Genomic DNA, 22525 nt, shown 5'->3' on the forward strand with positions numbered 1-22525 from the left:
AAACTGATCAGCCGCGCTTGAGCGGCTTGCCCTGCTTGAAAAAATCCGCCCAGGGATCGGCTTTCGCCAACTGCTTCAGCGTCGTCTTGTCGCCGATCGGAAAGGCGTTCGGCGCCAACCCGGCCTCGATCTCCGCCCAGGTCGCCGGCATTGAGACCGTAGCGCCTTTCTTGGCGCGCGACGAATAGGGTGCCACCGTGGTCGACCCGCGGCCATTGCGCAGATAGTCGACGAAGATCTTGCCGGTGCGCGCCTTCTTCGACAGCGTCGCTGTATACCGATCAGGGGCGGCCTGCTCGAGGGCGCGGGCGAAATCATGGGCGAAGTCCTTCGCCTCATCCCAATCCGCCGACGGTTTCAGCGGCACGACGACATGGTAGCCCTTGCCGCCCGACGTCTTGACGAAATTCGGCAATGACAGCGCATCGAGCCGGCCGTGAATTTCGAGCGCCGCCGCGCGCACCGCTTTCACGTCGACGCCTTCGTCGGGATCGAGATCGAAGATGATCTGGTCCGGCTTGTCCAGTTCATCGATGGTGCAGCCCCAGATATGGATCTCGACCACGCCGAGCTGGACCAAGGCAGCGACACCGTCGATGTCGCGGATGAACAGTATCTCCTCGCCGTCCGTCGGATCCTTCATCTTGGCGATCTTGTCATGCATGCCGGCCGAGGCATGTTTCTGGAAGAAGCGTTGGCCGCCGACGCCGTCCGGCGCCCGCACAAGGCTGAGCGGCCGATCGATGACGAATTGTTGCATGCGCGGCCAGACCAAAGCGTAGTGATCGAGCAGGCCCTGCTTCGATACCTTCTCCTGCGGCCACAGAAGCTTGTCCGGATGAGAAAGTTTTACGACGGTGTTTGCCGCCTCCGTGGATTTGACAGAGGTGGATTTCTCGCCCTTGCCCCCAGCAGGCTTTGCCTTGGTGTCGGCAGGCTTTGCCTTGGCGTCGGCCTTGCCAGCGGGTGCCTTCGGTTTTTCCTCCACGACTTCCTCCGCCGGCTTGTCCTCGCGCAATCCCTGGAACGAGGCGTGGCGTATTATACGGTCGGACGTCCAGGTACGGAACTCCACTTCGCCGACAAGTTTGGGCTTCACCCAAACCACTCTTTTGCCCAGCCCTTTGCCCCTCGGTACCGCCCTGTCGAAGGGCGAGGTTTTCGCCTTGAGCGCATCCAGCTTTTTCTTCAGGTCGTTGGTACTCTGCATCGAAAAGCCGGTGCCGACACGGCCGGCATAGTGCAGCTTGCCGCCCTCATGGTAGCCGACCAGCAAGGAGCGCAATCCACGCCCGGTCTTCTCCGACGGCAGGTAGCCGCCGATGACGAATTCCTGGCGCAGCGTGCATTTCGACTTCACCCAGGACAGACCGCGGCCGCTGCGATAGGGCGCGTCGGCGCGCTTGGAAACGATGCCTTCCAGCCCCATGCGGCAGGCGTGCTCCAGCATGACCTTGCCCGGTTCGGCAAAATGGTCGCTGAAGCGGACTGCCGAATTGTCTGGCTGTTTGCCAAGCAAGTCCTGCAAAGTCTGCTTGCGCTCGACCAGCGGCTCTGGGCGCAGGTCTTCGCCGTCGAGACGCATCAGGTCGAAGACGTAATAGAGAAAACGATCCGTGCGGCCGGCCGACAGGTCAGCCTGGAGCAGCGCGAAGGACGAGACGCCGCTGTCCGCCAGCACGACGATCTCGCCGTCGACGATGGCGTCGGTACATTTCAGACGCTTGAGTTCCGCAACAATCGCGCCGCCGATTTTGTCCGTCCAGTCTAGGCCGGTGCGGGTCAACAGCCGCACCTTTGTGCCGGCAAGCTGCGCCTGCATGCGATAGCCGTCGAATTTCACCTCATGCAGCCATTCCTTGCCGGGAGGGGCATCCCTCTGCAGTGTGGCGAGGCATGGTGCGATGAATTCGAGCTGCTTTGCCGCCTTGGCCTTCGCCTTGCTGGTGGGCCGTTTGTTCGAATGCCAGACCCTTGGCTTCTTGCCGTCGGCCGTCTTGCCTTCGCCGACCTCCTCGATCGTCAGGCCCGACTTCACCGACTTTGGCGCCTCCTGCAAAATGTCCTCGCCTGGGCGCGCGGCGGCATCGTCGGATTTGATCAGCAGCCAATTGTCGCGCGTTTTGCCGGGACGCGGCTTCAGCCGCACCAGATGCCAGAGACCGTTCAGCTTGTGGCCGTGCAACTCGAAGCTGATATGGCCCTTTTTCATCGCCTGGGCCGGATCGGTCTCCGGTTGCCATTTGCCTTCGTCCCAGACGATGACCGAGCCGCCGCCATATTCGCCCTTGGGAATGGTGCCCTCGAAGGACGCGTAGTCGATCGGGTGGTCCTCGACATGCACGGCGAACCGCTTTTCATGCGGATCGAGGCTCGGACCCCGTGTTATCGCCCAGCTCCACAGCACGCCGCCATGCTCTAGCCGAAGGTCGTAATGCAGCCGTGTCGCGGCGTGCTTGTGGACGACAAAGATGCCGCCAGCCTCACCTTTCCTGTTGCGAACGACCTTGCCGGCCGGCTCGGCGGTCTTCTTGAAATCGCGCTTGGCATGATACTGCTCAAGGCTGGCCATAACACGCGATCCTATAACGGTTTGGTGTGGCGCCGATTTGCTGTGACGGCTTCGGCTTGGCGACGCCGACACGAGGCCTTGAACGGATAGAAACAGTTTCAGTTCCGGCCCCGCGAAAAAGCGAGGCAAGCCGGGTTGCCCGGCATTGCCTGGATCGAGACTGCTATTCGGCGGCCTGAAGGTTGACCTTGGCTTCCGCAATCTCGGTAAGCTTGCGGTCGATCGCCTGCTCTTCCTTGATATTGTTGGCCAGGACATTGGCGCAGTCGGTGCGGCCAAGCTGCTTGGCCCAGGCGATCAACGTGCCGTAACGGGTTATTTCATAGTGCTCGACCGCCTGCGCGGATGCGATCAGGGCGGCGTCGAGAACGTCCTTGTCATCGATGTCGCCGCTGACTTCATCGGCTTCCTCGAGAATGCCGTCGATAGCCGGACAGTTGACCGTCTTGGCCTTCACGCCATGCAGTTCGAACACCTTCTCGACGCGCTCGATATGGCCCTTGGTCTGGCCGAGGTGCTTTTCAAGGCCGGCTTTCAGCTGCGGGTCGGTCGCCTTGTCGATCATCTTCGGCAGCGACTTCTCGATCTGTTTTTCGGCGTAATAGATATCGCGCAGCGTGTGGACGAAGAGGTCGTCCAGCGTCTTGATGTCTTTCGAAAAGAAACCCATGGCTTTTGCCTTTCCATTGTTCTTGCTGGTTTGGGGTTCCGGCGGCGGTTTCGCTCGGAAGCCGCAGCCTGCTGGGCCGGGTGGGTCCCGGCTCTGGGCGTCAACGTCCGGCGTTCGGACGGGTTCCTGACTTTCCCAAGCAAGCAAGGAAATTTCGCGGCGCTGGCCAAGGCTGAAACAGAAACGCGTCCGAGCGACATCCAAACGAAACATATGTGATGCAAAAGTCACATCGACCGAAATGTCGACGAACTGCATGGAAAGACCCCGAATCAGCCGCATTGCGGCCACGAACCAAGGCCTTTTCGACCAGATATTAACATCGTGTTCACCGACTATTCACGCCTAGACGCTATGATCTCCGCAATTTGGAAGGGACATCCGAAATCGGGACAGGGACAGGTAAAATGAGCTTCTTGACGCACCTCATCGGCTACGCTGCCGCCATCCGCGAATTTGTCGCGCCGACCTACCGGCCGGAGCGCTATTACATGCGCGGCCCTGGCCCCGCTTGCGCACGCCGCAGCCATACGCTCGGCATCAGCGCACACTGATGACGACCATGGAAATCCGTCACGACAGCCGGATCTGCAGGCCGGCCGCCGATCACCGTGCGACGACCTATCGCGTGGAACGTCGTGCGCTCGCCGACAGGCGGCGTGCGACAACACCAAGGTTCTGAGATTCTAGGGACTTTGATCTCGCAGCCGGCAAGCTTAGTGTCGTTTGACACCAAGCAGCCGGGACTCGCGTGACCACCCAGCCAGACAATCCTCCTGAAAAACCCGCCTTCGATGCAAGCCAGCCGTTGATCGTGTTCGACGGCGTTTGCGTGCTGTGCTCGGGCTTCGTGCGCATGGTGGTGGGGCTCGACCGCAAAAGCCGCTTCCGCTTCGCCACGGCGCAGTCACCGCTCGGTGAAGCACTGTTTCGAAATATGGACTGCGGACGGACAGCTACGAGACCAATCTGGCCCTCATCGACGGCGCCGCCTTCACCCGCCTGGACAGGTTCGTTGCCGCCATGGCCGAACGGGGCTGGCGGTGGCGGGCGGCGAAGTCGTTGCTCCTGCTGCCGCGCCCGCTCCGCAACTGGCTCTACGATCGCATTGCCAAGAACCGTTACGCGCTGTTCGGCAGGAAAGCGAGTTGCGAGATCCCTTCCGCCGAGTTGGAGGGGGGGCTGATTGGCTAGGCGCCGAGCTCCAGCAGGTTTTCGCTTTGCCCGATATAGCGGGACCCTTAGCTTTTTGGGGGAGCCGCGATGAAGATCCTCATCGTCGGCGGCTATGGCAGCTTTGGCGGCCGGATCGTCGAACTGCTTGAAAACGAGCCGCGCCTAACCCTGATCGTCGCCGGGCGCTCGCTGGCTAGGGCCGATGCCTACTGCAAGAGCCGCGATCGTGCCGTCGCCCGGATCGTTCCTGCGCTGTTCGACCGCGACGGCGATATCGTCGAGCAACTTTCACCGCTGCGGCCCGATATACTGATCGATGCCAGCGGCCCGTTCCAGGCCTATGGCGAGGGCCGGTACCGCCTGATCGAGGCCTGCATGGACCAGGGCGTCAACTATCTCGACCTCGCCGACGGCTCGGATTTCGTCGCCGGCGTGTCTGCGTTCAATGAGGCGGCGCGAGAGGCTGGTCTTTTCGTGCTGTCCGGGGTCTCCAGTTTTCCGGTGCTGACGGCGGCGGCAGTGCGTCGCCTGTCTGCGGACATGGCTCGGGTCGACCGCATCCGCGGCGGCATCGCGCCGTCGCCGTTTGCCGGTGTCGGCGAAAACGTGATCCGCGCCATAGCCGGCTATGCCGGCCAGCCGGTCACGCTCGTGCGGAACGGTCGTTCAGCGCTAGGCCATCCGTTCACCGACCAGACGCGCTACACCATCGCGCCGCCGGGCCGCCTGCCACTGAGAAATACGCTGTTCTCGCTGGTCGACGTCCCCGACCTGCGCGCACTGGCAGAGCTTTGGCCGGAAGCGAAAACCATCTGGATGGGAGCTGGGCCGGTTCCCGAAGTGCTTCACCGCGCCTTGATCGGGCTTGCCTGGCTGGTGCGCGCGCGAACAGTCCGCTCGCTTTCGCCGCTGGCCCCGCTCATGCAGATGGCGACGAACCGGCTGCGCTGGGGCGAGCACCGCGGCGGCATGTTCGTCGAGGTGGCGGGATCGGACCAGACGGGCGTAGCGGTCACACGATCGTGGCACCTGCTGGCGGAGGGCAATGACGGGCCGCTGATCCCGTCGATGGCGGTCGAGGCGCTGGTCCGCAAGGCGCTGGATGGACATGAGGCGCCGCCTGGCGCGCGGGCTGCCGTGCACGATTTGGAGCTTGAGGATTATGAAGCGCTGTTTGCCAGCAAGACGATCTACACAGGTTTCAGAAACGAACCCGTTGATTTGGACACGCCGCTTTATGCCGCCTTGCTCGGCGACGCCTGGCTAAGCCTGCCGGACGAGATCCGCGCCATGCATGATGGCACGACGACAGCGGAAGGACGGGCGCGGGTCGAGCGCGGAGGTAATATCCTTGGCCGGCTAACGGCCTGGCTGGTCGGGTTTCCGAAGCCGTGCGCCGATATCCCTGTCCGTGTCCGGTTTGAACCCGGCAAGGATGGCGAAACCTGGACCCGGACATTCGGCGCGCACAGTTTTTCAAGCCGACAGTGCGCTGGCCGGGACCGGTCGCAGCGGCTGCTGTGCGAACGCTTCGGCCCGTTGACCTTCGCGATGGCGCTGGTCGCCGAAGATGGACGGCTGACGCTCGCCCTGCGTCGATGGAGCATTTGGGGTCTGCCGCTGCCGCTGTGGCTGTGCCCGCGCTCGACATCCTACGAAACCGTGGAAGACGGCCGGTTCCGCTTCCATGTCGAGATTTCACACCGCTTCACTGGAATCATCGTCCGTTATCGCGGCTGGCTCGAACCTTCGCAGGGCTCCAGCACGGTCGCATCGCCTGCCGCCTTGGCGAGTTCGCGGCAGCCCTGAACCGTGCAGAGCGTCCAGCCTTCACCTGTCGCGCCAGAGGCCGCGAGCACAAGGCGCCGCTGCGGCGCCATCTTTGGTTTATAGATCCACCAACCGTCTCGCAGCACCGAGCCTTCCGGCGGTTCCATGCCGGCGCCCGAGCCCTTGATCCGTGCCTCGACGATTTGCAAGCCGGACGGCATCACCTTCCAGTCTTCCTGCCAATGCGTCTTTTCCACCGAATGCGTCCAGGCGAGCGTGAAGGCGGCGACAGTGAGCGTCACCGTCTTGCCGGCGGCGAGGATACAGAGGCTCATGCGGTGCCGGTGGCTTGCCGCGCACGCCAGCAGTGCCAGCCGATCCAGGCGACAGAGAGCGCCCAGCCGGCTTCGTCGGTGACAGGCAGTGCGGCAACCAGCAGCACGCCGGCGGCGAAGGCGACGAGACGTTCCCACCAGGCCATGCGCCGGGCGAGGAACCCGACGGCGGCTGCGCCCCACAGGGCAATGCCCATGCAGGCCTTGGCGACGATATAGGCGACCTCGACCGGATAACTGAACTGGGCGGCGATCGGACCGGGGTCCTGCAGCATCAGCGCCGGGGTATAGACCGCCATGAACGGCACGACGAAGCCGGCGACGGCAAGCTTGGTGGCCTGGATGCCGATCTTGAGGCCGCTCTCCTTGGCCATCGGCGCGGCGGCGAAGGCGGCCAGCGCCACCGGCGGAGTGAGGTCGGCCATGATGCCGAAATAGAAGACGAACATATGGCTGACCACCAGCGGCACGCCAAGCGACAGCAATGCCGGCCCGGCCAGCGACGAGGTGATGATGTAATTGGGGATCGTCGGGATGCCCATGCCGAGCACCAGGCAGGTCAGCATGGTCAGTACCAGCGACAGGAACAGATTGTTCTCGCCGATGGAGATGATCAAGCCGATGAAGGTGGAGGCGATGCCGGTGAGCGTCAAAGTGCCGATGACGATGCCGACGATGGCGCAGGCGATGCCGACCGGCAGCGCGTTCTTTGCTCCCTCGGCAAGCGAGTCTATGCATATCTGCAGCGTCTCGCGTCCGCCCCTGAATGTGACGCAGGCGACAATTAGCCCAGCGATCACAAAGCTGAGGATATTGACGCCGAACCTCATGAAAGAGGCGGCGGCAAGCCCGAGCGCCAGCCAGAAGACGATGCGGAACGCAAGCGGCCCGATCAGCGCCGCCAGCGGCGTGCCGAGGATGAGCACGATGGTCAGCGCCAGCCCCATGGTGCCGGCGAAGATCGGCGTATAGCCGGCAAACAGCAGATAGATAAGTGCGGCCAGCGGCAGCACCAGCGGCCAATGTCTTCTCACCGCGTCCCACGGATTGGGCAGGTCCGCCTTGGCCATGCCCTGCAGGCCGGCCTTGCCGGCCTCCAGGTAGACCTGCCAGAAGCAGGCGCCAAAATAGAGCAGCGCCGGGATTATCGCCGCCTTGACCACCTCGGCATAGGGAATGTTCAGTGTCTCAGCCATGATGAAGGCGACCGCGCCCATCACCGGCGGCATGATCTGGCCGCCCATCGACGAGGTCGCCTCGACGGCGCCGGCGAAGGCCGAACGAAAGCCGAAGCGCTTCATCAGCGGGATAGTGAACTGGCCGGAGGCAACCACATTGGCGACGCCGGAGCCGGAAATGGTGCCCATCAGCGCCGAGGACAGAACGCAGACCTGGGCCGGGCCGCCGCGCCAAGAGCCGACCAGGCCAAGGGCGAAATCGTTGAACAGCGCGATCATGCCGGCGCGTTCGAGAAAGGCGGCGAAGACGACGAAGATGAAGATATAGGCGGCCGAGACGTAGACCGGCGTGCCGTATATGCCTTCGGTGCCAAAGGCGAAGGTGTCGATGAGCTGGGCGAAATCATAGCCGCGATGGATGAAGGGCGGCGGCAGATGATTGCCGGCGAATGCGTAGGCGAAGAAGATCAAGGCGATCAGAGCAAGCGGCAGCCCCATCAGCCGCCGCGCTGCCTCGAAAACCAGCACGATCAGCACCGCGCCGACGATCAGGTCCGGCGTGGTGAGGAAGCCGGAGCGCCGGATGAGATCGGCATAGAACACCCAATTGTAGAGGCCGGTGGCGAAGCCGAGCAAGCCGAGCGTCCAGAACGCTGCTTTGGCCGGTGTGCTTGTGGCGCGCAGATTGGCGATCAGGCCAAAGCCGAGCAGCAGCAGAAAACCGACATGCATGGCGCGCACCACCTGGCTCGGCAGGCTGCCATAGGCGGCGATGTAGATCTGGAAGATGGAGAAGGCGATGGCGATGAGAAAGGCGGCCTTGCCGGCGAGCCCTTCGCCGAAACCCGGCGGCAGGCCTTCGACCGGGGCTTCGGCGGTGGGGGAAAGAACGGTCGGGGTTTCGGTCATTGGCGGGGTTCCTGGCGGGCGCCCTCCCCCTCGAGGGGAGAGTGCCGAGCGAAGCGAGGCGGGTGGGGTCGGTTCAGGGGCCGCGCACTGCCGCAACGACCCCGCCCGTCCATCCGCCTTCGGCGGCTGTCCACCCTCCCCTCAAGGGGGAGGGAGCGGCCCTACTTCACCAGCCCCTTTTCCTTGTAATACCGCTCGGCGCCGGGATGCAGCGGCACCGGCATGCCGTCGAGCGCCTTGGCGATGTCGATCGTCTTGGCGGCTGCATGGGCGGCGGCGAGCTGGTCGAGATTTTCGAACAACAGCTTGGTCATCTGATAGGCGGTCTCGTCGGAGACGTCGGCGTGGGTGATGAGGAAATTGCCGACGGCGGCGGTCGCGACATCCTCGGTCTGGCCCTCATAGGTGCCCTTGGGAATGGCCACCGAAAGATAGGGCGAGCCGATCTTGGCGACGTCCTCCGCCGGGACGGCGACGACGTTGATCGGCACCGACGTGGCGAGGTCGCGGATCGAGGCGACGCCGAGTCCGGCCGATTGCAGCGTGGCGTCGAGCTGGCGGTTCTTGATCAGCTCGACCGATTCGGCGAAGGGCAGATACTCGACCCGTCCGAGATCCTCGTATTTCAGCCCGGCGGCGGCGAAGATAGCGCGGGCGTTGAGCTCGGTGCCGGAGGCCGGCGCGCCGACCGACAGGCTCTTGCCCTTGAGGTCGGCGAGTGTCTTGATGCCGGACTCTTTGCTGGCAACGATCTGGATGTAGTTGGGATAGATCGCGGCGATGCCGCGCAGCTTGTCGAGCTTGCCCGGATAGCCGGCTTCGGTATTGCCCTCGGCGGCCAGTTTGACGGCATCGCCGAGCGCGAAGGCGATCTCGCCCTTGCCCTGCTGCAGCAGGTTGAGGTTCTCGACCGAAGCTTTCGTCGCCTGCACCTGGGTGCGGGCGCCTTCGATGCCCTTGCCGTAGATTTCCGACAGCGCGACGCCGAGTGGATAATAGACGCCCGAGGTGCCGCCGGTCAGCACGTTGATGAATTCCTGCGCCGTGGCCGACACCGCGCCAAGGCCCAGCGACAGCGCCAGCGCGCCGGCGGCAATAAACTTCGTCCTGAAATTGTACATGTGATTTCCTCCCTGAAATATTTGCCACCGCACGACCCGAGGCGAGTTTAGACAGCGGGCAGGAAATGCCAACCCGCAATTGCGCCGATTAGACCAACGGTCGATGCCGTGGATATGCAGGCTTGCGCGAGATGCCACCCGGGCCGAAAAGATTTTCGCAGCGCCTGTCGAAATCGGGCAACGATGCGCGACATTGGTGCGGCCGGCAACGACGCGGCCTTCGAAACCACGGGAGAAGACCATGCGATACATGCTTTTGATCTACGCAAACGAAGCCGGGATGGCGGCAGCGCCGGCGGATGCGGTGACCCAGATGTCGAGCGCCTATGTCAGCTACACGGAAGCGTTGAAGAAATCCGGAACCTGGCTCGCAGGCGACCGGCTGAAGCCGACGCAATCCGCCACCTCGGTGCGGATAGCCGACGGCAAGACCAACGTGCTCGACGGCCCCTATGCCGACACCAAGGAACAGCTTGCCGGTTTCTACATGATCGAGGCGGAGGACGTCGACGCGGCGATTGCCTGGGCGGCGCGCTGCCCAGGTGCCAGCACCGGCACCGTGGAGGTGCGGCCGATCTGGGAACTGACCATGTGATATCGGAACAGCCCGACATAGCACGGGCGGCGGCGGATGCAGCCGCCCGCCAAAGCTACGGCAAGCTGGTCGCCTATCTCGCCGCGCGCATGCGTGACGTGGCCGGCGCTGAGGACGCGCTGGCCGATGCCTTTGCGGCGGCGCTGGAACGCTGGCCGCAAGCCGGCGTGCCGCAGAAGCCGGAAGCCTGGCTGCTGGCGGTGGCACGCAGACGTAGCGTCGACGCGATCCGGCGGCGGCTGACCAGCGAGGCGGGCCGCGACCATCTCAGGTTGATCGCCGAGGAGATCGAGGCCCGCATGGCCGATGAAGACCTGCCCGACGAGCGGCTGCGGCTGATGTTTGCCTGCGCCCATCCGGCGATCGAGGCTGGCGTGCGCGCGCCTCTGATCCTGCAGACCATTTTAGGCTTCGACGCAGCGACGATCGCCTCGGCCTTCCTGGTGTCGCCGGCAACGATGGGCCAGCGCCTGGTGCGCGCCAAAAGCCGCATCCGCGAGACCGGCATTCCGTTCCGGGTGCCGGAGCGGGCCGAGCTCGGCGAGCGGCTGGATGCGGTGCTGGAAGCGATCTACACCGCGTTTGCCGAAGGCTGGTCCGATCCGGCCGGCACCGAGACACGGCGCCGCAATCTCGCGACCGAAGGCATCTGGCTCGGCCGGCTGGTGGCGTCGTTGATGCCGGATGAGCCGGAAGCGCTCGGCCTGCTGGCGCTGATGCTGTTTGCCGAGGCGCGGCGTGCGGCGCGGCGCAACGCCGCCGGAGACTATGTGCCTTTGGCCGAGCAGGAGCTTGCGCTGTGGGACGGGGCCTTGATTGACGAAGCGGAGACATTGCTGAAGCACGCCGCGGCCAAGGGCGTCGTCGGCCGCTATCAGCTCGAGGCAGCCGTGCAATCCGCCCATACGACAAGGCGGCTGACCGGCCGGACCGACTGGACCGCGATCAAACAGCTCTATGATGCGCTGTCGGTGATTGCCGGCTCGCCGGTGGTATCGATCAACCGCGCGGTGGCCATCGCCGAGGCCGACGGCGCCGCGGCGGGATTGAGCGCACTTGATGGGCTTGGCGACGACAAACGGCTGCATGATTATCAGCCTTATTGGGCCGCCCGCGCGGGCCTCCTGGCCAGGCTCGGCAAAACCCGGGAAGCGGCCGAGGCCTATAACCGGGCGATCGGCCTCGAACGCGATCCGGCCGTGCGCCGGTTCCTGCAGGAACGGCGGGCGGGACTCGCAGCCGAAGAATGAGGTCCGGGAAAGGCCGGAGGTCAGACAAGATCCGATGTTTGGGAGCTAAGGCCGAGCGCAGGCGCCGCCCCTCATTGCCCTGTTCTGCAACGCTGGCGATTGGCGAGGCCGTCTATGAGAGCGCCCCTCGCCCCGTTTACGGGGAGAGGATGCCGGCAGGCAGGTGAGGGGCCGCGCCGGCTTCGACAATTAGCGGGCGATACGGAAGCGCAGGAAACCGCAACCGCAGACCGGCACAAATACCAATATGCCCTAAGCCCCCAGCCCTTCGAACAGGATCGTCGACAGATAGCGCTCGGCGAAGGATGGGATGACGACGACGAGGTTCTTGCCCTTGTTCTCCGGCCGTGAGCCGACGACGATCGCCGCCTGCAGGGCAGCACCCGACGAGATGCCGACCGGGACGCCTTCGAGGCGGGCGACGAGCCGCGCATTGGCAACCGAATCCTCGTTGGAGACCTTGACGATCTCGTCATAGATCGTCGTGTCGAGGATCTTCGGCGCGAAGCCGGCGCCAATGCCTTGGATCTTGTGCGGGCCGGGCTGGCCGCCCGACAGCACCGGCGAGGCTTCCGGCTCGACGGCGACGACATGCACGGAGGGCTTGCGCTGCTTCAGCACCTGGCCGACGCCGGTGATGGTGCCGCCGGTGCCGATGCCGGCGACGAAGATGTCGACCTCTCCATGAGTGTCGTTCCAGATTTCCTCGGCGGTGGTACGGCGGTGGATTTCCGGATTGGCCGGATTCTCGAACTGCTGCGGAATAATGGCGTCGGGCAGCGTCGCGGCCAACTCATCGGCCTTGGCGATGGCGCCCTTCATGCCTTTCGGCCCTTCGGTCAGCACCAGTTCGGCGCCGAGCAGCGCCAGCATCTTGCGGCGTTCCACCGACATCGTTTCCGGCATGGTCAGGATCAGTTTGTAGCCCTTGGCGGCGGCGGCGAAGGCGAGCGCGATGCCGGTGTTGCCCGAGGTCGGCTCGATCAGCGTGGTCCTGCCGGGCGCAATCCTGCCCGATGCCTCAAGCGCCTCGATCATCGAGACGCCGATGCGATCCTTGACCGAGGCGATCGGATTGAAGAATTCGAGCTTGGCCAGCAGATTGGCAACGACGCCCTTTTCATTGGCGAACTTGTCGAGCCGCACCAGCGGCGTGTCGCCGATCGTCTCGGTGATCGAATTGTAGATGCGGCCGCGGCCGGGCACATGCGCGGTGGTGGCGGGCTTGTTCATTGGTTTCGCTCCCAAGAGTTAGGCGGGCAAGAGTCAGACGGGCAAGAGTCAGGCAGCTAATTCTCGACCAGGCAGGATAAAGCCTTCGGCCGCGCAAGATAGTCTGCCGTTTGAAAATATCCGAGTGGGTCGCATGCTGAAAACACACTCGCCCCGGAAAAGCATTCCAGCCGAGGCCAAAGTGACCTATTGCCGGGCGGCGATCGCAGCCGCCGCGCCGGCCATGAAACCGGCGGCGGTGCGGTTCAGCGCCCTCAGCGCGCGCGGCGACTTCAGGAACCCGCGCGCTTTGGCCGCCAGCACCAGATAGGGCACCAGCACCACCAGGAGCACGACGAGCGTGAGCGCCACGAGGATGCCGTAGTCGGCGAGTGTGATGGTCTTCAGATCAACGATGGTCGGCGTGATGGCGAGATAGAAGATCATGGTCTTCGGATTGCCGAGCGTGACGGCGAGGCCCGCAATAAAGCTGGACACCAACCCGCCCCTGCCCTTCTTCGCCTCCACCGTTTCGGACGTGATGCCGCTCGTCCAGAAGCGCCAGCCAAGGAAGGCGAGATAGGCGACGCCCAGCCATTTGATCGCCAGGAAGGCCATGCCGAAGGTCTGCGCGACGAGAGCGAGGCCGAGCACCACGGCGGTGAGATAGGCGAGATCGCCGAGCATTAGTCCGAAGGACATGGCGAGCGCCGAGCGAAAGCCGGACCCGAGCGCACGCGCAATAAGCGCGGTCAGCCCCGGGCCAGGGATGGCGGCGGCGATACCGAGGGCCACGCTATAAGCGAGGAATCCGGTGAGGGTCATGGTTTCGGCCTTAGCGCATGACCCCGAAAATCGGAATCGACCTTTTAAGACTGACCTTGTCGCACAAAGGCGGGCAGGCGTGTACTCCCTGAGAGTCGGATTCGATTGCACCAGCGCCGCCGGCCAGGCGAACCCACCGATCAAGTTCCGCTTTGACTGGTCCAGCACACGGAGAGTTGAAGCAATCGACCGTTTGTCTTTCGGGCTCAGTTTCCGGCCGCGTAAAAATCATCATCCAGACGCTTTTCGAGCGCGACGAGATCGGCCGGCAACGGCAGGCCCATGGCGCGCATTTCCCTCAGCTTTTCGCGCAGCTGCTCCTGCACTTCATGCTGATCCTCAGGCTGGTTGATCATCTGCTCGAGCAACAGGCTGATCTGAGCCTTGAATGATTCCAGCGCCATTTTTTTCTCCTTGAGGTCCACCCAAAGCGCGTCGCGGTTGAGGGGTTCCTGCGACTCGCTTTGCTTTCTTGTTTTCATGCATGTCGTTATTCCAAAACCGCTGCTCAACCGAGGGCAGGCTTTTGGGCGACATGCATTACCGCAGCATGCGGGAAATAAGCTGCGCGGTATAGTCGACCATCGGCACGATGCGGGCGTAGTTCAGCCGGGTCGGGCCGATGACGCCGAGCGCGCCGATGACGCGGGCGTCCTTGTCGCGATAGGGCGCCACGACCAGCGACGAGCCGGACAGCGAAAACAGCTTGTTTTCCGAGCCGATGAAGATGCGCACACCGGAGCCTTCCTCGGCAAGGTCGAGAAGCTGGATCAGCCCGTCCTGCGTCTCCAGATCCTCAAACAAATGCCGCAGGAGCTCGATGTCGGCCTGCGCGGTGACATTTTCCAGCAGGTTGGCGCGGCCGCGCACGATGAGACGCGCCGGCAGGCCGCTCTCGGCGCCTGCCCAGACCGCAAGGCCCTTCTCGACCAGATCCTGAGACAGCGTGTCGAGGGCGGCCTTGGTCTCTTCCTTGATGCGGGCGATCTCGATCCGCGCCTCGGCCAGCGTGCGGCCACGGATATGGGCATTGAGGAAGTTTGACGCTTCATGCAATTGCGAGACGGTGATGCCGGCGGGCAGGTCGACGACGCGATTTTCGACGTCGCCGTTCTGCGACACCAGCACGGCCAGCGCCTTGTTCGGCTCGAGCTGGATGAACTCGATGTGCTTTAGCGGCACCTCGTTCTTGGCGGCAAGCACGAGGCCGGCGCCGCGCGACATCCCGGACAGCATCTGGCTGGCTTCGGTGAGCAGATGTTCCAGCGTCGCGCCCGAGCCGGAGGCGCGTACCTGCGCCTCGATGGTGCGGCGCTCCTCGTCGGAGAGGTCGCCAAGCTCCATAAAAGCATCGACGAAGAAGCGCAGGCCGGCCTGGGTCGGCAATCGGCCGGCCGAGATATGCGGCGCATAAATCAGGCCGAGATGCTCGAGATCGCTCATCACGTTGCGGATGGTGGCGGGCGACAGCGACGACGGCAGGATACGCGACAGGCTGCGTGAGCCGACCGGCTCGCCGTCCTTCAGATAAGAATCGACAATGCGCCGAAAGATGTCGCGCGAGCGCATGTCGAGCGACTGGAGTGCGGGCGATTGAAGCGCGGGCGACTGGAGCACTGCCGCCGACTGGGAACCGGGATCGACTGCCTTGGTCATTCGAGCCAAATACCTCCGGCCCAAAGATATAGACTTCGGCCACACCCGCGCAACCGGCCATTTTCCTTTGCGCCCTGCGCCCCATGCGGCTACAAGCCGGCCACGATTCCGAAAAAGATAGGAAAAAAGCCTGAATGCGCCCTTCTAAACGCCAATTCGACGAAATGCGCGCCATCTCCTTCGAGCGCGGCGTCTCCAAGCACGCGGAAGGTTCGTGCCTGGTGAAGTTCGGCGACACCCATGTGCTGTGCACGGCCAGCCTCGAGGAAAAAGTGCCGGGCTGGATGCGCAATTCCGGAAAGGGCTGGGTGACGGCGGAATACGGCATGCTGCCGCGCTCGACCGGCGAGCGCATGCGCCGCGAAGCTTCGGCCGGCAAGCAAGGCGGCCGCACACTCGAAATCCAGCGGCTGATCGGCCGTTCGCTGCGCGCCGTGGTCGATCTGCAGGCGCTCGGCGAGCAGCAGATCACCGTCGACTGCGACGTGATCCAGGCCGATGGCGGCACGCGCACCGCGTCGATCACCGGCGGCTGGGTGGCGCTCCATGACTGCCTGCGCTGGATGGAAGCCCGGCAGATGGCCAGCGTCGCCAAGGTGCTGAAGGACCATGTCGCGGCTATCTCCTGCGGCATCCATGACGGCCAGCCGGTCATCGACCTCGATTATCTCGAAGACTCCTCGGCCGGCACCGACGCCAACTTCGTCATGACCGGCAAGGGCGGCATCGTCGAGATCCAAGGCACGGCCGAGGGCGAGCCTTTCTCGGAAGAGCAGTTCACGGCGCTGATGGAATTGGCCAAGAAGGGCATTGCGCGACTGGTCAGCCTGCAGCAGATGGCCGTGGCGTAGCCCTAAAAATGCCGAGCTTGTCCGCCCCCCTCTGCAATCCTGGAATCGGCACTATACGTCACAGACCTCGCTGCTGCGGAAACCTTCTACACCGGCGTGCTCGGGCTCGATCTGCTGGGCAAGGTCGACGGCAGGCATCTTTTCTTCCGTTGCGGGGACGGCGTGCTGCTCATCTTCAACGCCGAGGCGACCAAGGTGCCGCCGGCGCCCGATGCCAGACTGAAGGTGCCGCCGCACGGCACTGTCGGCGACGGCCATCTCTGCTTTGCGGCGAGTGCGGACGAGATCGTGCGCTGGAAGGCACATCTTGAGCAGAAGAAAATCGCCATCGAAAGCGAGTTCGAATGGCCGCAAGGCGGCCGCTCGATCTATATTCGCGACCCTTCCGGCAATTCGATCGAATTCGCCGAACCAAGAATCTGGGGCTTCTGATGCATTCGCTTGATGGGCACAGAATTGTCGTTGCTAGCCATAATGCCGGCAAATTGCGCGAATTCGCCGATCTGATGGCGCCATTCGGCATAGAAGCGAAGTCGGCCAAGGAATACGGCCTGCCGGAGCCGGACGAGACCGGCACCACCTTCGAGGAGAACGCCTATATCAAGGCTCTTGCCGCCGCCAAGGCGACAGGCCTGCCGGCATTATCGGACGACTCCGGCCTGTGTGTCGATGCGCTGGGCGGAGCGCCCGGCGTCTACACCGCCGATTGGGCCGAGGCGCCGGACGGTTCGCGCGATTTCGGCATGGCGATGCAGCGAGCGGAAGTGGCGTTGCAGGAAGTCGGCGCGGTCGCGCCTGCGCAGCGCAAGGGCCGCTTCGTCGCCGTCATCTGCCTGGCCTTTCCCGACGGCGCGGCCGAATATTTCCGAGGTGAGGTCGAGGGCACGCTGGTGTGGCCGCCGCGCGGCGAACTCGGCTTCGGCTACGACCCGGTGTTCGTGCCGGACGGTTTCGAAAAGACCTTCGGCGAGATGACCGCAGAGGAAAAACATGGCTGGAAGCCCGGCCAGCCGACGGCATTGTCGCATCGCGCCCGCGCCTTCCAGAAATTCGCGCAAGCCAGACTGGATTTGGCACGATCGGCTGTGAAATGACCATGCTGCTTGACCGCAGCCCCGGCTTCGGCGTCTACATCCACTGGCCGTTCTGCGCGGCCAAGTGCCCCTATTGCGACTTCAACAGCCATGTCCGCCACCAGCCGGTCGACCAGGAGCGTTTTGCGCGCGCCTTCGAGGCCGAGCTTGCGACGATGCGCCACCGCACCGGACCGCGCGAGGTGACCAGCATTTTTCTCGGCGGCGGCACACCGTCGCTGATGAAGCCGGAAACCGTGGCGACGGTGCTGGACGCGGTGGCGAAGAACTGGACGGTGCCCGCCGGCATCGAGGTGACGCTGGAAGCCAACCCCTCCTCGGTCGAGGCCGAGCGCTTTCGCGGCTACCGGGCGGCGGGCGTCAACCGCGTGTCGCTCGGCGTGCAGGCGCTGAACGACAAGGATCTGCGCTTCCTCGGCCGCCTGCACAATGTCGACGAAGCGCTGCATGCGATCGGCCTAGCACGTGAGATCTTTCCGCGGCTGTCGTTCGACCTGATCTACGCACGGCCCGGCCAGACACCTGAAGCGTGGCAGGCGGAGCTCGAACAGGCTATCAGCCACGCCGCCGACCATCTGTCGCTCTATCAGCTGACCATCGAGGAAGGCACGCCGTTCCACGCGCTGCATGCGGCCAAGAAATTCGCCGTTCCCGACAATGATCTTGCCGCCGATCTCTACGCGTTGACGCAGGAGATCACCGCCGCGCATGGACTTCCGGCCTACGAGATTTCCAACCACGCCAGGCCTGGTGCGGAAAGTCGGCACAATCTGACCTATTGGCGCTATGGCGAATATGTCGGCATCGGTCCCGGCGCGCATGGCCGCTTCGTCGAAAACGGCCGCCGCGTGGTGACGATCGCCGAAAGAATGCCGGAAACCTGGGCCAATCTGGTCGAGGCCAAGGGCCATGGCATCACTGGCGGCGAGACCCTGACGCGCTCGGAAGAGGCCGACGAGTTCCTGCTGATGGGGCTGAGGCTGACTGAGGGCATCGACCTCTCCCGTTACGAAGCGTTTTCCGGCCGCGGCCTCTCGACGGCACGGCTGTCAGTGCTGCAGGGCGAGGGGCTGGTCGCGCCGATCGGCAATGCCCGCCTGCGCGCCACTCCGGCCGGCATGATCGTGCTCGACGCCGTGGTGGCGGATCTGGCGCGGTAGAGCGCCATGCCTTCGTCATTAAGGGGCGGAGCAGGAGTGCAGACCCTTTGATGGGGAAGGGGACAGCGCGCCCTCTGGGCCGAGGAATTAGGCGTCGTGTTTGTGGCGGCCCTTGGCGTGGTCTTTCTCGGCGTCCGCCTCACCGGAGCGTGCCGGCTTGGCGTCGCCCTTGTCGCGGCGGGCGCGGTGTTGATCGCTCATCGGGTGTGGGGGCGCTCCGTTGCGGGAGCTTTTCGTTTCAAGGCGGGTGATGAAAATGTCGAAGCGATTGGGCATCGTCTGGTCAGTGCTCCATCGTGCTGCCGGTGCCGGTCGAAGGCTTGATTTCCAGGTCGGTTGCCTTTGAAGGACGACGCTTTCGCGGCTTTTTGGCCAAGCCGGCGCCGGTTTTGGCAGGCTGACCCTTGTCCTTTCGCGCGGCAAAGCGCTTGCGCCCTGCATAGTAGGGTTCGAAAACGTCCTGTATCTTAAGACTGTCCATCCTGCTCCTCCCGAGATCAGGGGTAAATCCGCCGGGCATGGTTTCGTTCCGTACTGTGGCGAAGGCATGGCGAGTGCTTCACTTCGGCACGGGTTTTGCAACCGAGCGTGAGCCGTGCCAAACAGGGCCGAATGCATTCAAAGTGTCAGAGCCTATTCAAAGTGTCAGAGCCTGACGGGGGACACCGGTGACCGGCGAGTTGGCAAGACGCAGCTATGTGATCGGCCAGACCGAAATACCAGCCCGGCCGCTCGCGCCGGCGCTCTATCTGGTGGCGACGCCGATCGGCAATCTCGCCGATATCACGTTACGCGCGCTTGAGACGCTCGCCGCCGCCGATATCGTTGCCTGCGAGGACACGCGTGTCAGCCGCGTGCTGCTCGACCGCTACGGCATCCGCCGCCGCACCACTGCCTATCACGAGCACAATGCCGCAGAGGCCGGCCCAAAACTGATCGCAGCCTTGCTGGCCGGGCAGAGCGTGGCGCTGATCTCGGACGCCGGCACGCCGCTGATCTCCGATCCCGGCTACCGGCTGGTCGGCGAAGCGCTCGACCAAGGCATTCGCGTCGTGCCGATCCCCGGCCCGTCGGCGCCGCTTGCGGCGCTGACGGCATCAGGCCTGCCCTCCGACGCCTTTCTGTTTGCCGGCTTCCTGCCGGTGAAGACTGGACAGCGGCTGGCGCGGCTGGAGGCGCTTAAAACCGTGCCGGCGACGCTGATCTTCTTCGAATCGCCGCGCCGGCTGGCCGAGACGCTCAGTGCCATGGTCGTGGCGCTAGGCGGTGAGCGCAGGGCCGCGATCGGCCGCGAGCTGACCAAGACCTTCGAGGAAATGCGGACTGGCACCTTGCAGTCGCTCGCCGATCATTACGCGGCGGCCGACACGCCGAAGGGCGAGATCGTCATCTGCGTCGGCCCGTTGGAAGCGACCGCCGACGAACCGGCCGACATCGACCGGCTGCTGCTTTCGCTTGCCGCCGAAATGCCGGCCTCCAAGGCGGCGGCGGAAGCCGCCAAGATGACCGGCGGCCAAAAGCAGGCGCTTTACCGGCGGCTGCTCGAACTCAAGGACACAGGGAAGAACCGGGACGCCGGGAAGGACGGCGATGGCTGAACGCCCGGTCGCCAGCCGCCAGCGGGCCTATCGGCGCGGCCACCGCAGTGAGTGGCTGGCGGCGGCGGCATTGATGGTAAAAGGCTACCGGATCCTGGCGCGCCGCCACCGCACGCGGTTCGGCGAGATCGACCTGATCGCGCGGCGCGGCGACCTGGTGCTGATCGTCGAGGTGAAAGCGCGCCGCACACTGATGGAAGCGATGGAGGCTATCGCTTACGAATCGGAGCGCCGCATCGAAAGCGCCGCCGACCTCTGGCTGTCGCGCCAATCCGACTATGGAAGATTGTCGGTTCGCTTCGACATGGTCGCGGTGCTGCCGTGGCGCTGGCCGGTGCATGTTGAGAATGTTTTTTACGGGCGGAATTAGGTGCGCCGTCCCCCAACGAACAGCGCTGCCAGGCCGACGGTGCCGACGGGGGCACCTATTGGGCCGTTTGCCAGTCGTGCTCCTTCACCGCCTTGGCAAAAGCCGAGACAACAGGTGAAGGCAAGCGGTCGGCCACTGAAACGAGCGACACCTCGCGTATGATTTCAGGGTCGACGACGGGCCTGTGACAGACACCGGGATGGCTGGCCGAGTACTCCGCGATGAAGCAGACGCCCATGCCCGCAGCGATCATCGCCAGAATCCAATCCTCGCGCTCGCTGCGGAAGGCGCTGCGGATATCGAAGCCGATATTCCGGCATAGCCCGTCTATGTGATCGCCATATTCGCAATTGATGCGCTCAAGATAGGCTTCGCCGCGGACGTCGGTAAGATGAAGCGTATTGCGCATCTCGAAAGGATGGCCGGTCGAGAAGGCGAGCCCGAAGCGCTCCCGGTAAACAGGATCCGCCTTCAGACCATGGCCGAAGGGTTCGGGCCTGGCCAGCAGGGCGACGTCAAGCTTGCCCTCCATCAGAAGGTCGGTGAGATGGCTTGCCGGGCCCTCGATCACTGTCACTTCTATGCCTGGATAGCGCTCTCGAAAGATATTGAGGAAGCCGATGAAGCGCAGCGGGCCTATGGTGCACATCACACCGAGCGTCAGCGACGCGGTTTCCAGAGAGAGGAAGCTCCTGGCTGTCCTCTTCGCAGTCTCCGAACGCCGGAAAACTTCGTCCAGATGGGTCCGCATCAGACAGCCAAAATCGGTGAGCCGGACGCGAGTTTTCTCGCGGTGGAAAAGATGGCCGCCAAGTTCCGCCTCCAGCTTCTGTATGGCCCGCGTCAGCGCAGGTTGGCCGACGTGAACGAGGTCCGCCGCGCGATGAAAGTTGAGAGTCTCGCTGGCCGCCAGAAAATAGCGGATTTCGTGCATCTCCATGAAACGCCCCCTCGCCGATGTCTCGTGTGCATCGTCGCGATGATAATTCGGCATTATCCGCCGCCCTCACGCTCAAGTAAACTTCACCAGCCTTTATGGCAGCTTGGCCGCTGCTGGAGCCGATCTGAACCAGGATCGGGCGTCACCGAACGCGGTTGGAGAGCCCAAAGGGAGATTCCGATGCCTGAAGCGAGTCAGGAAAAGTTGGACGCATTCTTGGGGAAAATGGTCGGCGATCTCGGTGCGATCGCTACGGGCGCGGGGGTCTTGCTGGGCGACAGACTCGGCCTGTTCAAGGCATTGCGCGAAGGTGGCAAGATGACGGCGGCCGAACTTTCGACACGCACCGGCACCCAGGAACGCCTTGTAAGGGAGTGGCTTTCCGGGCAGGCGGCGGCGGGCTACGTCGACTACGATGAAGCCAAGGACGAGTTCTATCTCAACGCCGAGCAGGAGCTGGTGTTCGCCGATGAGGATAGCCCGGCCTTCATGGCTGGCGCATTCGAGGTCCTATCCGCGCTATGGCTCGACGAAGAAAAGGTGAGGCAGGCATTCCAGTCCGGTAAGGGCGTTGCATGGCACGATCATAGCGCGTGTCTGTTTCGCGGTACGGAACGGTTCTTCCGTCCAGGCTATAATGCCAATCTGATCGACTCCTGGCTGCCGGCCCTGGAGGGCGTAGTCGAGAAGCTCGAACGCGGCGTCGAGGTCGCGGATGTCGGATGCGGTCATGGCGCATCGACCGTGCTCATGGCACGTGCTTTCCCCAATTCGCGCTTCGTCGGCTTCGATTATCACGCCCCTTCGATCGAGCGCGCCCGCAAGGCCGCCGAGGAAGCCGGCGTCGGCGCCAACACGCGCTTCGAGGTCGCGGCCGCCAAGACCTATCCCGGCACCTATGACCTCGTCGCTTTTTTCGATTGCCTTCACGACATGGGCGACCCGGCGGGCGCCGCCACCCATGTCCACGGGTCGCTCAAACCGGATGGCACGTGGATGATCGTCGAGCCGTTCGCGCATGATCATCTAGCGGCGAACCTCAATCCCGTCGGACGCGTCTACTATGCCGCTTCCACGTTCGTGTGCACGCCCGCGTCCCTGTCGCAGGAAGTCGGGCTCGGGCTTGGCGCCCAGGCCGGCGAGGCGAGGCTACGCCAGGTGGTGACCGGCGGCGGCTTCAAGCGATTCCGTCGCGCCACGGAGACGCCGTTCAACATGGTGCTGGAGGCCCGCCCCTAGCGCG

At 64.0% G+C, this 22525-nt stretch carries 22 protein-coding genes and 1 pseudogene; 12 read left to right on the forward strand and 11 right to left on the reverse strand.

Annotation, left to right across the window (positions count from 1 at the left end; genetic code table 11):
• Positions 1–7 precede the first annotated feature (7 nt).
• Both ligD and AC0L14_RS23510 read right to left on the reverse strand, forming a co-directional pair.
• Positions 8–2572: a DNA ligase D gene (gene ligD, locus AC0L14_RS23505; protein ID WP_473528326.1), complete on the reverse strand. Its 2565-nt coding sequence runs from the start codon at positions 2570–2572 to the stop codon at positions 8–10.
• Between the two features lie 163 nt (positions 2573–2735).
• Positions 2736–3242, reverse strand: a complete 507-nt coding sequence (locus AC0L14_RS23510; protein WP_473485707.1) for a YciE/YciF ferroxidase family protein — start codon at positions 3240–3242, stop codon at positions 2736–2738.
• A 407-nt stretch (positions 3243–3649) separates the two neighbouring features.
• Between AC0L14_RS23510 and AC0L14_RS23515 the strand changes: the two genes are divergently transcribed.
• The 3 genes and pseudogenes from AC0L14_RS23515 (at position 3650) to AC0L14_RS23525 (ending at position 6227) form a co-directional block, all read left to right on the forward strand.
• Positions 3650–3796, forward strand: a complete 147-nt coding sequence (locus AC0L14_RS23515; protein ID WP_123146006.1) for a hypothetical protein — start codon at positions 3650–3652, stop codon at positions 3794–3796.
• A gap of 302 nt (positions 3797–4098) precedes the next feature.
• Positions 4099–4436, forward strand: a pseudogene (locus tag AC0L14_RS23520) (thiol-disulfide oxidoreductase DCC family protein).
• A gap of 69 nt (positions 4437–4505) precedes the next feature.
• Positions 4506–6227 (forward strand): DUF4166 domain-containing protein, encoded by a 1722-nt coding sequence (locus tag AC0L14_RS23525; RefSeq protein WP_473485708.1) that lies wholly within the window; start codon positions 4506–4508, stop codon positions 6225–6227.
• Here the strand turns inward: AC0L14_RS23525 and AC0L14_RS23530 are convergent.
• From AC0L14_RS23530 to AC0L14_RS23540, 3 genes are all read right to left on the reverse strand, one after another.
• Positions 6146–6523 (reverse strand): DUF1850 domain-containing protein, encoded by a 378-nt coding sequence (locus AC0L14_RS23530; RefSeq protein ID WP_473485709.1) that lies wholly within the window; start codon positions 6521–6523, stop codon positions 6146–6148. The genes AC0L14_RS23525 and AC0L14_RS23530 overlap by 82 nt on opposite strands.
• A complete protein-coding gene (locus AC0L14_RS23535) occupies positions 6520–8610 on the reverse strand; it encodes a TRAP transporter permease (RefSeq protein ID WP_473528325.1) in 2091 nt (696 codons plus the stop codon). The genes AC0L14_RS23530 and AC0L14_RS23535 overlap by 4 nt, the downstream gene beginning before the upstream one ends.
• Before the next feature lie 161 nt (positions 8611–8771).
• Entirely contained in the window at positions 8772–9731 is a 960-nt protein-coding gene (locus tag AC0L14_RS23540) for a TAXI family TRAP transporter solute-binding subunit (RefSeq protein WP_473528324.1), read from the reverse strand.
• Between the two features lie 241 nt (positions 9732–9972).
• Here AC0L14_RS23540 and AC0L14_RS23545 point away from each other — a divergent pair, with 241 nt between their 5' ends.
• Together AC0L14_RS23545 and AC0L14_RS23550 are read left to right on the forward strand one after the other, a co-directional pair.
• Positions 9973–10326: a YciI family protein gene (locus AC0L14_RS23545; protein WP_473528323.1), complete on the forward strand. Its 354-nt coding sequence runs from the start codon at positions 9973–9975 to the stop codon at positions 10324–10326.
• Complete coding sequence (locus AC0L14_RS23550) at positions 10326–11576, forward strand: RNA polymerase sigma factor (protein WP_473528339.1); 1251 nt, start codon at positions 10326–10328, stop codon at positions 11574–11576. The genes AC0L14_RS23545 and AC0L14_RS23550 overlap by 1 nt, the downstream gene beginning before the upstream one ends.
• 252 nt (positions 11577–11828) lie before the next feature.
• Here the strand turns inward: AC0L14_RS23550 and cysK are convergent, their stop codons facing one another.
• The 4 genes from cysK to hrcA form a co-directional block, all read right to left on the reverse strand.
• Positions 11829–12809, reverse strand: coding sequence for a cysteine synthase A (gene cysK, locus AC0L14_RS23555; RefSeq protein WP_473528322.1), 981 nt, complete (start codon positions 12807–12809; stop codon positions 11829–11831).
• Between the two features lie 186 nt (positions 12810–12995).
• Entirely contained in the window at positions 12996–13613 is a 618-nt protein-coding gene (locus AC0L14_RS23560) for a LysE family translocator (RefSeq protein WP_473485713.1), read from the reverse strand.
• A 206-nt stretch (positions 13614–13819) separates the two neighbouring features.
• Complete coding sequence (locus AC0L14_RS23565; protein ID WP_029347942.1) at positions 13820–14017, reverse strand: hypothetical protein; 198 nt, start codon at positions 14015–14017, stop codon at positions 13820–13822.
• A 136-nt stretch (positions 14018–14153) separates the two neighbouring features.
• Complete coding sequence (gene hrcA, locus AC0L14_RS23570; RefSeq protein ID WP_095495919.1) at positions 14154–15269, reverse strand: heat-inducible transcriptional repressor HrcA; 1116 nt, start codon at positions 15267–15269, stop codon at positions 14154–14156.
• Positions 15270–15403: 134 nt separating this feature from the next.
• Between hrcA and rph the strand changes: the two genes are divergently transcribed.
• Genes rph through hemW form a run of 4 tightly spaced genes read left to right on the forward strand, consistent with a single transcriptional unit; the run spans position 15404 to position 18374 of the window.
• Positions 15404–16120, forward strand: coding sequence for a ribonuclease PH (gene rph / locus AC0L14_RS23575; protein WP_292183601.1), 717 nt, complete (start codon positions 15404–15406; stop codon positions 16118–16120).
• A 36-nt stretch (positions 16121–16156) separates the two neighbouring features.
• Entirely contained in the window at positions 16157–16552 is a 396-nt protein-coding gene (locus AC0L14_RS23580; protein ID WP_473639160.1) for a VOC family protein, read from the forward strand.
• The gene (gene rdgB / locus AC0L14_RS23585; RefSeq protein ID WP_473485715.1) at positions 16552–17214 is read left to right on the forward strand and encodes an RdgB/HAM1 family non-canonical purine NTP pyrophosphatase; all 663 of its coding nucleotides are present in this window, start codon (positions 16552–16554) and stop codon (positions 17212–17214) included. Before AC0L14_RS23580 ends, rdgB begins: the two co-directional genes overlap by 1 nt.
• Positions 17211–18374 carry a radical SAM family heme chaperone HemW gene (gene hemW, locus AC0L14_RS23590; protein ID WP_473528320.1) on the forward strand — a complete coding sequence of 388 codons (1164 nt, stop codon included), beginning with the start codon at positions 17211–17213 and terminating at the stop codon, positions 18372–18374. Before rdgB ends, hemW begins: the two co-directional genes overlap by 4 nt.
• Positions 18375–18657: 283 nt before the next feature.
• On the opposite strand, the gene AC0L14_RS23595 is transcribed toward hemW, so the two are convergent.
• The gene (locus AC0L14_RS23595; protein WP_123145992.1) at positions 18658–18855 is read right to left on the reverse strand and encodes a hypothetical protein; all 198 of its coding nucleotides are present in this window, start codon (positions 18853–18855) and stop codon (positions 18658–18660) included.
• Positions 18856–19042: 187 nt separating this feature from the next.
• Between AC0L14_RS23595 and rsmI the strand changes: the two genes are divergently transcribed.
• On the forward strand, positions 19043–19972 hold the full coding sequence (gene rsmI, locus AC0L14_RS23600; protein WP_473485717.1) for a 16S rRNA (cytidine(1402)-2'-O)-methyltransferase: 930 nt from the start codon (positions 19043–19045) through the stop codon (positions 19970–19972).
• Entirely contained in the window at positions 19965–20342 is a 378-nt protein-coding gene (locus AC0L14_RS23605; protein WP_123145990.1) for a YraN family protein, read from the forward strand. The genes rsmI and AC0L14_RS23605 overlap by 8 nt, the downstream gene beginning before the upstream one ends.
• Before the next feature lie 55 nt (positions 20343–20397).
• On the opposite strand, the gene AC0L14_RS23610 is transcribed toward AC0L14_RS23605, so the two are convergent.
• Entirely contained in the window at positions 20398–21282 is an 885-nt protein-coding gene (locus tag AC0L14_RS23610) for a LysR family transcriptional regulator (protein WP_473750892.1), read from the reverse strand.
• 180 nt (positions 21283–21462) lie between these two features.
• On the opposite strand from AC0L14_RS23610, the gene AC0L14_RS23615 reads away from it, so the two are divergent.
• Positions 21463–22521 (forward strand): class I SAM-dependent methyltransferase, encoded by a 1059-nt coding sequence (locus AC0L14_RS23615; RefSeq protein WP_473485719.1) that lies wholly within the window; start codon positions 21463–21465, stop codon positions 22519–22521.
• The last annotated feature ends 4 nt before the right edge of the window (positions 22522–22525 follow it).

The organism is Mesorhizobium sp. WSM4841 (assembly GCF_055811515.1).

What these genes read in the sequence shown, in the direction of transcription:
- ligD (WP_473528326.1), bottom strand. Translation starts at nt 2,572, where the DNA reads ATGGCCAGCCTTGAGCAGTATCATGCCAAGCGCGATTTCAAGAAGACC.
- AC0L14_RS23510 (WP_473485707.1), bottom strand. Translation starts at nt 3,242, where the DNA reads ATGGGTTTCTTTTCGAAAGACATCAAGACGCTGGACGACCTCTTCGTC.
- AC0L14_RS23515 (WP_123146006.1), top strand. Translation starts at nt 3,650, where the DNA reads ATGAGCTTCTTGACGCACCTCATCGGCTACGCTGCCGCCATCCGCGAA.
- AC0L14_RS23525 (WP_473485708.1), top strand. Translation starts at nt 4,506, where the DNA reads ATGAAGATCCTCATCGTCGGCGGCTATGGCAGCTTTGGCGGCCGGATC.
- AC0L14_RS23530 (WP_473485709.1), bottom strand. Translation starts at nt 6,523, where the DNA reads ATGAGCCTCTGTATCCTCGCCGCCGGCAAGACGGTGACGCTCACTGTC.
- AC0L14_RS23535 (WP_473528325.1), bottom strand. Translation starts at nt 8,610, where the DNA reads ATGACCGAAACCCCGACCGTTCTTTCCCCCACCGCCGAAGCCCCGGTC.
- AC0L14_RS23540 (WP_473528324.1), bottom strand. Translation starts at nt 9,731, where the DNA reads ATGTACAATTTCAGGACGAAGTTTATTGCCGCCGGCGCGCTGGCGCTG.
- AC0L14_RS23545 (WP_473528323.1), top strand. Translation starts at nt 9,973, where the DNA reads ATGCGATACATGCTTTTGATCTACGCAAACGAAGCCGGGATGGCGGCA.
- cysK (WP_473528322.1), bottom strand. Translation starts at nt 12,809, where the DNA reads ATGAACAAGCCCGCCACCACCGCGCATGTGCCCGGCCGCGGCCGCATC.
- AC0L14_RS23560 (WP_473485713.1), bottom strand. Translation starts at nt 13,613, where the DNA reads ATGACCCTCACCGGATTCCTCGCTTATAGCGTGGCCCTCGGTATCGCC.
- AC0L14_RS23565 (WP_029347942.1), bottom strand. Translation starts at nt 14,017, where the DNA reads ATGGCGCTGGAATCATTCAAGGCTCAGATCAGCCTGTTGCTCGAGCAG.
- hrcA (WP_095495919.1), bottom strand. Translation starts at nt 15,269, where the DNA reads ATGACCAAGGCAGTCGATCCCGGTTCCCAGTCGGCGGCAGTGCTCCAG.
- rph (WP_292183601.1), top strand. Translation starts at nt 15,404, where the DNA reads ATGCGCCCTTCTAAACGCCAATTCGACGAAATGCGCGCCATCTCCTTC.
- rdgB (WP_473485715.1), top strand. Translation starts at nt 16,552, where the DNA reads ATGCATTCGCTTGATGGGCACAGAATTGTCGTTGCTAGCCATAATGCC.
- hemW (WP_473528320.1), top strand. Translation starts at nt 17,211, where the DNA reads ATGACCATGCTGCTTGACCGCAGCCCCGGCTTCGGCGTCTACATCCAC.
- AC0L14_RS23595 (WP_123145992.1), bottom strand. Translation starts at nt 18,855, where the DNA reads ATGGACAGTCTTAAGATACAGGACGTTTTCGAACCCTACTATGCAGGG.
- AC0L14_RS23605 (WP_123145990.1), top strand. Translation starts at nt 19,965, where the DNA reads ATGGCTGAACGCCCGGTCGCCAGCCGCCAGCGGGCCTATCGGCGCGGC.
- AC0L14_RS23610 (WP_473750892.1), bottom strand. Translation starts at nt 21,282, where the DNA reads ATGGAGATGCACGAAATCCGCTATTTTCTGGCGGCCAGCGAGACTCTC.
- AC0L14_RS23615 (WP_473485719.1), top strand. Translation starts at nt 21,463, where the DNA reads ATGCCTGAAGCGAGTCAGGAAAAGTTGGACGCATTCTTGGGGAAAATG.